The following is a 9,713-nucleotide window of genomic DNA, read 5'->3' as shown; positions in this document are numbered from 1 at the left end:
GGTAGTTTTGAGGGGTGTGAGCTCGTGTCCGAGGCTGACGGTATCGTTGGGGGCGACATGACTGCTGCAGCTGAACACACCGACCATGCCGCCGGCGCCGACTCCCGAGCGGCCGAACTCCTCACCGGACTCAACCCCAGGCAGCGCGAGGCAGTGATCCATACGGGATCACCGCTGCTCATCGTCGCCGGGGCCGGATCGGGCAAGACGACCGTGCTCACCCGACGCATCGCCTACGCTTTGGCGACCGGTCGCGCCCACCCCGGCGAAGTCCTGGCGATCACGTTCACGAACAAGGCTGCGAAAGAGATGGCCGAACGCGTGTCCTCGATCGTCGGCCCTGCCTCCCGCGCCATGTGGGTCTCGACCTTCCACTCCTCGTGTGTGCGCATCCTCCGCCGCGAGGCGAAGGTGCTGGGCATGAAGTCGAATTTCACGATCTACGACGCTCAGGATGCGCAGCGACTCGTCGCCCAGATCCTCAAGGAGCTCGGCCTCGACACGAAGAAGTACGCCCCGCGGGCCATCCTGCACCGGATCTCGAACCTCAAGAACGAACTGCAGACCCCAGACGACTTCATCCCGCGGCCCAACAATCCCGCCGATGAGGTGCTCGCCGACGTCTTCAAGCGCTACACCTCCCGTCTGCGCCTGGCCAATGCCTTCGACTTCGACGACCTCATCGCGGAGACCGTTCACCTCTTCGGTGCCTTCCCCGAGGTGGCCGATTCCTACCGTCGCCGGTTCCGCCATATCCTCGTCGACGAGTACCAGGACACGAACCCCGCACAGTACGCCCTGATCAAGGCCCTGGCCGGTGAGGGCGCAGGAGGGCCGACGGGTGCCGAGCTCACCGTCGTCGGCGACGCCGACCAGTCGATCTACGCCTTCCGCGGCGCCACGGTGCGCAACATCGTCGAGTTCGAGAAGGACTTCCCGAACGCGGACACCATTCTGTTGGAGCAGAACTACCGGTCGACGCAGAACATCCTCGACGCCGCCAATGCCGTGATCGCGAACAACGACGACCGCCGGGACAAGAAGCTGTGGACCTCGGAAGGTTCCGGCGAGCAGATCGTCGGCTGGGTCGCCGAGAACGAACAGGGTGAAGCCCGGTTCATCGTCGACCGCATCGATGACCTCATCGACGAGGAGAAGTACACCTACGGTGACTTCGCCGTGTTCTACCGCACGAACGCTCAGTCGCGCGCCATCGAAGATGCGCTGGTCCGGTCCGGAATCCCGTACAAGGTCGTCGGCGGCACCCGCTTCTACGAGCGCAAGGAGATCAAGGACGCCCTCGCTTACCTGCGCGTCGTCGCCAACCCCGATGACGACGTCAATCTGCGCCGCATCCTCAATGTGCCCAAGCGCTCCATCGGCGACCGCACCGAGGGCATCATCGCCGACTTCGCCGACCGGGAGAACATCAGCTTCTTCACCGCGCTGGGCCGCCTCGACGAGATCCCTCACCTGAGTTCGCGCGCCCTGACCTCGGTGCAGAAGTTCTACGACCTCATGCAGGATCTGCGCTCCACCGCCGAATCCTCCCCGCTCTCGCGGGTCATCGAGGCGATCCTCGAACAGTCCGGCTACCTCGAATCGCTGCAGAAGAGCACCGATCCGCAGGACGAATCCCGTGTCGACAACCTCGCCGAACTCGTCGCCGTGGCCGAGGATTTCGTCGCCACGCGGGAGGCCGCCGCGGTTGCCGAGGCGACCGCCGCCCCGGAACCCAGCGACACAGGAACCGAAACCGCCGCCGAAGCGGTCGATCCCAACGGTGACGACCTCGGTTCCGCCGACGCCTCCACGCCCCCTGGCGTCGGAGCCTCCGCCATCGATCAGTTCCTCGAACAGGTGGCTCTGGCCTCGGACACTGATCAGATCCCCGATGCCGAACTCGGTCAGGTCACGCTGATGACCCTGCACACGGCCAAGGGACTCGAGTTCCCGGTGGTATTCCTCACCGGACTGGAAGACGGAGGATTCCCGCATTCGCGTTCCTTCGAGAATCCGCAGGAGCTGTCGGAGGAGCGGCGTCTGGCGTATGTCGGGCTCACGCGCGCACGGCAGCGTCTGCTCGTCACTCGCGCCGAGACTCGGAGCATGTGGGGTCAGCCTCAGTACAATCCGCCGAGCCGGTTCCTGTCCGAGATCCCGGAGAACCTCATCAATTGGGAGAACACGGGCAGCTTCTCCGGAGGTTTCGGTTCGGGCGGCTTCGGCTCCGGAGGTTTCGGCTCCGGCGGCTACTCGTCCGGATACTCGGGAGGATCACGAAGCTTCGGGTCTTCACGGTCGTCAGGCGGCAGCTCCCGCTCGCGCTCGAATGCGAGTTCGTCGACGCCGGTCGCCGGATTCCCCAATCGGATCCGGCCCAATCGTGAGGTCATCTCCGTCGAGGTCGGTGAGAAGGTCTCGCACGAGTCCTTCGGACTCGGCACCGTCACCGAGATCAACGGCGTCGGAGACAAGACCGTGGCCGTCGTCGACTTCGGTTCGGCCGGGTCGAAGCGACTGCTGCTGCGATACGCCCCGATCGAAAAACTCAGCTGAGGCGACTGCTGGGTGGGTGCACGGCTCAGCTGTGCATCCGCCCCACGCAGCTGTTCGCTCGAACCGCGATGCTACTTCGTGCCCCGATAGTTGGTATCGACTGACCCTAGCCGATATCTAGTGCCCCAGCCGGAGCATAAGAAAGCGCCGAGGAGAATCACATTCTCCTCGGCGCTCATCCATGCCGGACGCGGCTATGGATTAAAGATCATTCGTTGCCGAGCTTGTCATCGGCTCCGTCGCGACCCTGATTGATCTGGTCTTCGAACTTTCCACCGGTGACATTGTTGGCTGCGTCCGAGGCCTTGTCCAGGCCCTGGTCGCTGATCTCTTCACCCTTATCGCTATTCAAGGCGTCCTTGGCTTTGTTAGTAAGATCGTCGAGTCCCATGCTGTCTCCTTTCATCGGAAAAGGTTCGAAGCGAACCTCTGACGCCACTCACCTTGCCACTGTTACCGACGTGACGACACCTGTGCGTCCTATTTCTCAGCAAATGCACATAAAGGACTTCGCAGAGACATTCTCCTCAGCGGGTGAGCGGCACGAGGAACGCCAGCCCGACCAGCAGTCCGGCGAACAGCAGACAGGTCGTGATGTCGACGGCCTTCGACCGATTCGCCCACACCTCGGTCCACGGCGGCGGCATCGCACGGAACCCGGCGAGACCGGCGGGAACGACGGCGAGGACGACAGCACCGAGTCGGAAGTCGATGACGGAGCACGCCGCGGCGGCGGCGACTCCGAGGAGACAGCCGAGCAGCACCCAATCACGCCGGGTGGGATGCGCGTATCGCCGTTTCCAGTAGATCCATCGCTTCGCGATCGGTCCTCTCCCCCGCCGTGCATGGCGGGGGTGAGGTCGCTTCATCTCAGTGGAAGAAATGGCGGCTCCCGGTCAGGTACATCGTGATTCCTGCCGCCTCCGCGGCCGCGATGACCTCATCGTCGCGGATCGATCCGCCCGGCTGCACCACAGCGGTGACTCCTGCGTCGATGAGGATCTGCAGACCGTCGGGGAACGGGAAGAAGGCGTCCGAGGCGGCGACGGCACCGGTGGCGCGTTCGGCTCCGGCGCGTTCGACGGCGAGTTTCGCCGAGTCGACGCGGTTGACCTGGCCCATGCCCACACCCACCGAGGCTCCGCCCTTGGCGAGCAGGATCGCATTGGACTTCACGGCCCGTCCGGCCTTCCACGCGAATTCGAGATCCGCGAGGACCTCAGGTGCGGCGGCCGGGCCCGCAGCCAGGGTCCAGTTCTCGACGGAATCACCCTCTGCCTGGAAGGCGTCGCGGTCCTGCACGAGGAATCCACCGCTGATCGGCTTGACCTCGGCGGCGGGCACATCGATGTCGCCGAGTTCGAGCAGTCGCAGGTTCTTCTTCGTCGTGAGGATCTCAAGCGCCTCGGCGCTGAACGACGGAGCGGCCAGGCATTCTGTGAAGATCGGCTTGATCGATGCTGCAAGCTCTGCGTCGACCTCGCGGTTCGTGGCGATGACACCACCGTAGGCCGACAGCGGATCGCATTCGTGGGCTGCCTTGTGCGCTGCGGCAGCGGTCTCTCCGACGGCGATTCCGCAGGGGTTCGCGTGCTTGATGATGGCGACAGCCGGCTGCTCGAAGTCGAACGCCGCGCGGATCGCGGCATCGGTGTCCGTGTAGTTGTTGTACGACATCGCTTTGCCGCCGAGCAGTTTCGCACCCGCGATTCCGACGGTGCCGTCGGAGTACACGGCTGCAGCCTGGTGCGGGTTCTCTCCGTAGCGCAGGTCGGCGATCTTCTCTCCGGTGAGGCCGGCGAATGCGGCCTTCTCATCGGTGGCGCGTTCTGAGGCGAACCAGGAGGCAACGGCCGAGTCGTAGGCCGCAGTGTGGGCGAAGGCGCGGGCGGCGAAGGTGCGGCGGGCATCGATATCGAAACCGTCCCCGGCGGCGGCATCGAGCACGGCCGAGTAGTCGGCCGGATCGGTCACGACGGTGACCGTGGGGTGGTTCTTCGCCGCAGCACGCACCATCGAGGGTCCGCCGATGTCGATCTGTTCGATGCAGTCGTCGAAGCCGGCTCCGCTCGCGACGGTGTCGGCGAACGGGTAGAGGTTGACGACGACGAGGTCGAAGGGTTCGATCTCGAGTTCGGACAGCTGTTCCAGGTGCTCAGGCTTGCGAGAGTCGGCGAGGATGCCGGCGTGGACGCGCGGGTGAAGGGTCTTGACCCGCCCTTCGAGGCATTCGGGGAACCCGGTGAGCTCTTCGACCTTCGTCACCGCGGCTCCCGCCTCGGCGATCTTCGCTGCCGTGGATCCGGTCGACACGATCTGGACTCCGGCGGCGTGGAGGCCGCGAGCCAGCTCCTCCAGCCCGGTCTTGTCGTAGACGCTGATCAGCGCTCTCTTGATCGCGCGGGTTCCTGTCACAGATCCTCCTCGAGGTTCGGTTGCCGGTCGGTTCTTCTCACGGCGGGGTCAGTGGGCGGTCATCGCCGAGGCGACATATCCGCGGACATGTCGACCGTCGACGACGAGGTCGGTGTGGGCCAGATGTGCCAGCAGGCGCACGAGCTCTTCGCGTTCCCGGGCCTTGATGTTCTCGTGCACGGTCTCCTCGGTGTCGTCATCGCCGATGGGCACCGCGTACTGAGTGATGATCGGTCCGGTGTCGACTCCGGTGTCGACGAGGTGGATGGTTCCACCGGTCAGCTTCACCCCGTGGGCGAGCGCGTCGCGGACACCGTGTGCGCCCGGGAACGACGGCAGCAGAGCCGGGTGGGTGTTGATGATCCGGGACGGGAAGGCATCGACGAAGCTGGGACCGAGGATGCGCATGAAACCGGCGGAGACCACCCAGTCCGGGGCGAGCTCGGCCACCGTGTCCTTCAGCGCCAGGTTCCACTCGTCGCGATCGGCGAAGTCCTTGGGCCGGACGACGAAGGAGGGAATCTCATGCTGTTCGGCTCGGGTCAGAACCCCTGCGGTGGCCGAGTCGGCCCCGATGGCGACGATGTCGACTCCGGGGGTCCCGTCGGCGAAGGCGTCGATGACGGACTGCGTGAGGGTACCGGATCCTGATGCCAGAAGAACGATGCGCACTCGCACAGTCTAACGTCTGCAGCACATGGACGATGCCCTGCTGTCATCGTGCGGACACGGCCCGCCGAGGCATTTGTCAGTCGACTGTGAGAAACTGATCCGGTGACGTCACCGCAGAATACCGAAGAGAAGAAGGCGCCGACTCCCGAAGAGGAGGCACAGGCCGCACCGGCACGACACGGGCTCGTCCTGATACTGCTGATCCTCGCCTCAGTGCTGACGTTCACGTATCAGCTGCCGTTCAAGCTCGCCGCCATCGGCTTCGCCATCGCCGCCGTCGTCTGGTCGGTGAAGTACATCGTCGCCGTCGTCAAGACCAAACAGCGCCGGAACATGTCCTTGGGCATCCTCGGCGGTCTGCTCAGCATCTACCTCATCTTCTCCACAATGTCCTCGGTCATCCTCTGGCCGGTGCAGTCGAAGTATGAGGAATGTCTGCGCGATGCGATCACGCAGCAGGCGCAGCTCTCGTGCTCGAGTGAGTATCAGTCGGGTCTGGGTGACTGGTTCAAGCAGGTCACCGGCCAGGATCTCGACCTGCCCGGCACCAAGTGATCCGCGGGGCGACGGCCCCGATCATTCAGCGCTGATCCCTTCACCGAGGATGTCCTCGGTTCACGCCCGACCCGTCACCGGTCGACGTCTGCCCCCTCACCGAGGTGGCTCACCCCTCACCGAGGCGGCTCCCTCGTCTACCGCGGTTCGTCTTCGCTGACGACGTCGTCGGCGACCGGTTCCGAATCGTCCTCGTCGAACCCGCCCGCATTGTCGTCCTCGTAGTCCACGTCCTCTTCGTCATCCTCATCGAATTCGGAATACTCGGTGTGCAGGCCGGAGAGTCTGATCAGCAGAAGGCCGGCGGCCATTCCCACAGCGATCCACCCCGTGATCGCCAGCGCCGACGTCAGTGCCGAGGGTCCGAATCCGGACAGACCCAGCGGACCCAAGGCCCCACCGGCGAACAGTGCGAGTACCTCGAGTGCGACGAACAGTATCCCGATCGCAAGCCCCAGTCCCAACCACGACTGTGCGGCGATGTCGCGGGCTCGGTCGCGGCCGAGGATGACGCACAGCAGGCCGAGCAGCACGAGAAGTGCCGGTGCGGCCGCCGTCCACGCCGGATAGTCACCTTCCAGCAGCTTCAGCACGTGCACATCGGGCACGGGTGCCGTGGAGGAGATGAATGCAGAGCTCGCCCCGGCCCCACCGATGCTCACCCCCGTCCCGGCGGACCACGACAGGGCCGAGTAGACGATGCTCGGGGCGAAGAGCGCCTGAACGACGATGAGGCCGATGCCCGCGGCGACCGGCGAGCTGTAGACCTGCACGGTGCCGGCGACATCGCTCCAACGGATCACGATTCCGACGACGAGCACGATCGCACCGAGTGCCGCAGCGGCCCACAGCATCCGGCGTGCGAGACGGGCGGCGACGATCCAGGTGTCGCCGGCGATCACAGCCAGTCCGGGGATGTCACCGATGCCTCGACCCCGAATGAAGGCCCACGCCACAGCCGTGACGAGGAAGAGGAAGAGCCGAAGGAATCCGAGCGGAGTCACCGTGGCCTGGCCGACCAGGATCGCCACGACGAGCAGAGGACCGGCGTAGGCCACGACGAAAGTGCCCAGAGCCGTCCCCATGAGCGCCCACCATCCGCCGGGATCTTCGTCGCTCTCGGTCGGGCTGTCCGCTGCCGTGCTGCGGGCGACTCGTTTGGCCCCCATTGCCACCAGCAGCCACAGGCCGACAGTCACGAGGCTCGGCGCCAGCGAGAAGTCGAATCCGAGGGTCGAGACACTCAGTCCTGACACCGTCGCCCACAGTGCGAACGCCCATTCGGGAATCGCCGAGTACGGCAGCTGCGAGCCGAGCCCGATGATCCAGAAAGCGATGGCGACGACGAATCCGGCGGGGACGACGATGAGGTCGATCTTCACGACTTCCATGAGGGCGGCGAAGATCGTCCGACGGTAGGGCTGAGGGTGAGGAGAAGTGTGCATCAGGACCATTTTCTCTTAACCCGGCTCGGCTTCCCGGTATTGACCACGCGATTCCCTGCTCCGGGAAGTACAATTGCGCCAGGACAGGCTTGTACACGCAAAGGATGACCCCACGATGAGCAACGGGAACGATCACCCCAATTTCCCGCCACCACCGAGCGAGCCTCCGGAGAACGGCGGACCGAAGCCTGAGTCGGAGCCGCCGACGGATGAGGGCCTTCCGGACTCGGTCTCCGATGACGCCCCCACCGCAGCCGACGGGCCGGCTCAGTCCGGCAGCGGTTCCTCGGTACCCGATGACCAGGCACCGCCTTTGGGAGCTCCGGGCAGCGATGCGCCGTCGCGACCGACGGTCGCTCCGGCTGCTTCTCAGCAGAACGAACCGCCTCAGTATTCGGGCCCCGGCGCCCAGAACACTCAGTCCTTCAACTCCGGCCAGCAGGGCGGAGCGAATGGTCAGGGCGGCCCACAGTCGGGCCCCTATCCCGGTGCCCCGTCTCCGAGTGACCAGCCTCAGAACGGACAGTATCCGAACAACCAGTACCAGAGCCCGCAGCAGCCGAACGGCGGCTACCCCGGGGCTCAACCGCAAGGCGCTCAGCCGCAGGGCGGCCAGCAGCCAGGCGGCCAGCAGCCAGGCGGCCAGCAGCCAGGCGGCCAGCATTCGAATGCGGCATACCCCGGGGCGTCGAATCAGCCCCCGTACCCCGGCGCTCAGAACCAGCCGGGCCAGTACAACTCCGCCCAGAACCAGTCCGGGCAGTACCAGACGGGGTCGGGTCCGAACGCCCAACAGACCGGATCCGGTCCGTCGCAGGCGATTCCGCAGCCGGCACCGGCTCCGGGTTTCGCCGGCGGTCAGAGCACCGCGACGCGTGCCGAGAATCGCCCCGATAAGAAGAAGAGCAAGCTTCCGCTCTTCATCACCCTCGGCGCGGTCGCACTGGTCATCGTCCTCGTCCTCGTCGGGTTCTTCGTCGTCGGCAGCGTGAACAAGAACAAGTACGGACCCGACAAGGTCGCCGAGGACTACGTCGAAGCCCTGAACAAGGGTGATTTCGCGGCCGCGGAGAAGATCGCCCCTTCGACACGGCCTGAGGGCACCAACCTCGATCTGTTGCAGAAGGAATTCACCGATTCCTCATCGGCGAAGATCGAGAAGGCCAAGGTCGAATCCTCGAAGACCGACGGGGACAAGGGCACCGTCGTCGTGTCCTACGAGCTCGACGGCAGCCCCTACAATGTGGAGCTCGCCGCGACGAAGGACGGCAAACAGGACCTGTTCTTCGACAAGTGGACGATGAAGGGCCCCGACCTCAACGTCATCTCACTCGATATTCCCGCTGCCGACGGTCTCGCAGTCAACGGCAAGGATTACAAGGCGAAGTCGGGCACCACCTCGTTCGCTGTCTACCCCGGCAGCTACGACTTCACGATTCCGAAGAGCAAGTGGATCTCCGAGGCTTCCGATACGGCCAAGGTGAACTTCCCGAAGGCCTTCGGCCCCGGCGGACAGCCGAACAAGGGCCAGGTGTCGCCCACCACCCTCAACCTCGATCTGTCCCCGACCGGCGCCTTCGACAAGGAAGTCCAGAAACAGGTCGAGAAGGAGCTCAAGAAGTGCTTCGACAACAAGAGCATCGAGCCGAAGTGCGACTTCATCAAGTACGACCCGACCGAGATCCCCGTCGGCGGTTCGGACAAGAAGCTCGATGATCTGGCGAAGAAGGACACCGCCAAGTGGGACATGAAGGAGATGCCGAAGGTGAAGGCCAGCTTCGGTGCCGGAGACACGAACACCGGCTCATTCTTCACCGAGAAGCCCGGCAAGTTCAACTTCTCCGTCGACGGCAAGAGGGCCGGCTCCTCGTACTTCTCCAACGGCAACTCCCTGTCGGTGTCCGGAAGCGTGAAGATCGACGGAGACAAGCTCTCGGTCGAATTCTTCGACTTCTGATCCCAGGGTCCACCGCCGACACGGTCCACCCCACCTCCCCGAGGTGAGACACCACCGTCGCCGAGGCGGCGTTCTAGTCACAGCGGGCCTGTGACGACCGATTCCCGGTC

Annotated in this window: 8 protein-coding genes; 3 read left to right on the top strand and 5 right to left on the bottom strand. The window is 64.8% G+C overall.

Annotated features, from left to right (window positions below; all coding sequences use genetic code 11):
* Positions 1-57: 57 nt before the first annotated feature.
* Positions 58-2,559, top strand: a complete 2,502-nt coding sequence (locus tag ACSBQT_RS17690; protein ID WP_435002188.1) for a UvrD-helicase domain-containing protein — start codon at positions 58-60, stop codon at positions 2,557-2,559.
* 208 nt (positions 2,560-2,767) lie between these two features.
* On the opposite strand, the gene ACSBQT_RS17685 is transcribed toward ACSBQT_RS17690, so the two are convergent.
* The 4 genes from ACSBQT_RS17685 to purN form a co-directional block, all read right to left on the bottom strand.
* Positions 2,768-2,950 (bottom strand): antitoxin, encoded by a 183-nt coding sequence (locus ACSBQT_RS17685; RefSeq protein WP_139469677.1) that lies wholly within the window; start codon positions 2,948-2,950, stop codon positions 2,768-2,770.
* Between the two features lie 136 nt (positions 2,951-3,086).
* Complete coding sequence (locus ACSBQT_RS17680) at positions 3,087-3,428, bottom strand: DUF3017 domain-containing protein (protein ID WP_262777986.1); 342 nt, start codon at positions 3,426-3,428, stop codon at positions 3,087-3,089.
* Between the two features lies 1 nt (position 3,429).
* Positions 3,430-4,974 carry a bifunctional phosphoribosylaminoimidazolecarboxamide formyltransferase/IMP cyclohydrolase gene (gene purH / locus ACSBQT_RS17675; protein ID WP_435002187.1) on the bottom strand — a complete coding sequence of 515 codons (1,545 nt, stop codon included), beginning with the start codon at positions 4,972-4,974 and terminating at the stop codon, positions 3,430-3,432.
* A gap of 48 nt (positions 4,975-5,022) precedes the next feature.
* Entirely contained in the window at positions 5,023-5,646 is a 624-nt protein-coding gene (purN, locus tag ACSBQT_RS17670) for a phosphoribosylglycinamide formyltransferase (protein WP_435002186.1), read from the bottom strand.
* 102 nt (positions 5,647-5,748) lie between these two features.
* Between purN and ACSBQT_RS17665 the strand changes: the two genes are divergently transcribed.
* Positions 5,749-6,201, top strand: a complete 453-nt coding sequence (locus ACSBQT_RS17665; protein ID WP_101545186.1) for a hypothetical protein — start codon at positions 5,749-5,751, stop codon at positions 6,199-6,201.
* A gap of 137 nt (positions 6,202-6,338) precedes the next feature.
* On the opposite strand, the gene ACSBQT_RS17660 is transcribed toward ACSBQT_RS17665, so the two are convergent.
* Positions 6,339-7,646, bottom strand: a complete 1,308-nt coding sequence (locus ACSBQT_RS17660; protein WP_435002185.1) for a cell division protein PerM — start codon at positions 7,644-7,646, stop codon at positions 6,339-6,341.
* A 115-nt stretch (positions 7,647-7,761) separates the two neighbouring features.
* On the opposite strand from ACSBQT_RS17660, the gene ACSBQT_RS17655 reads away from it, so the two are divergent.
* Positions 7,762-9,603, top strand: coding sequence for a hypothetical protein (locus tag ACSBQT_RS17655; RefSeq protein ID WP_435002184.1), 1,842 nt, complete (start codon positions 7,762-7,764; stop codon positions 9,601-9,603).
* Positions 9,604-9,713 lie beyond the last annotated feature (110 nt).

Origin of the sequence: Brevibacterium sp. H602, from assembly GCF_051172395.1 — a bacterium.
Classification (GTDB): Bacteria; Actinomycetota; Actinomycetes; order Actinomycetales; family Brevibacteriaceae; genus Brevibacterium.
The sequence above is the reverse complement of the archived record's forward strand: the minus strand, read 5'-3'. Positions and strand labels throughout refer to the sequence as shown.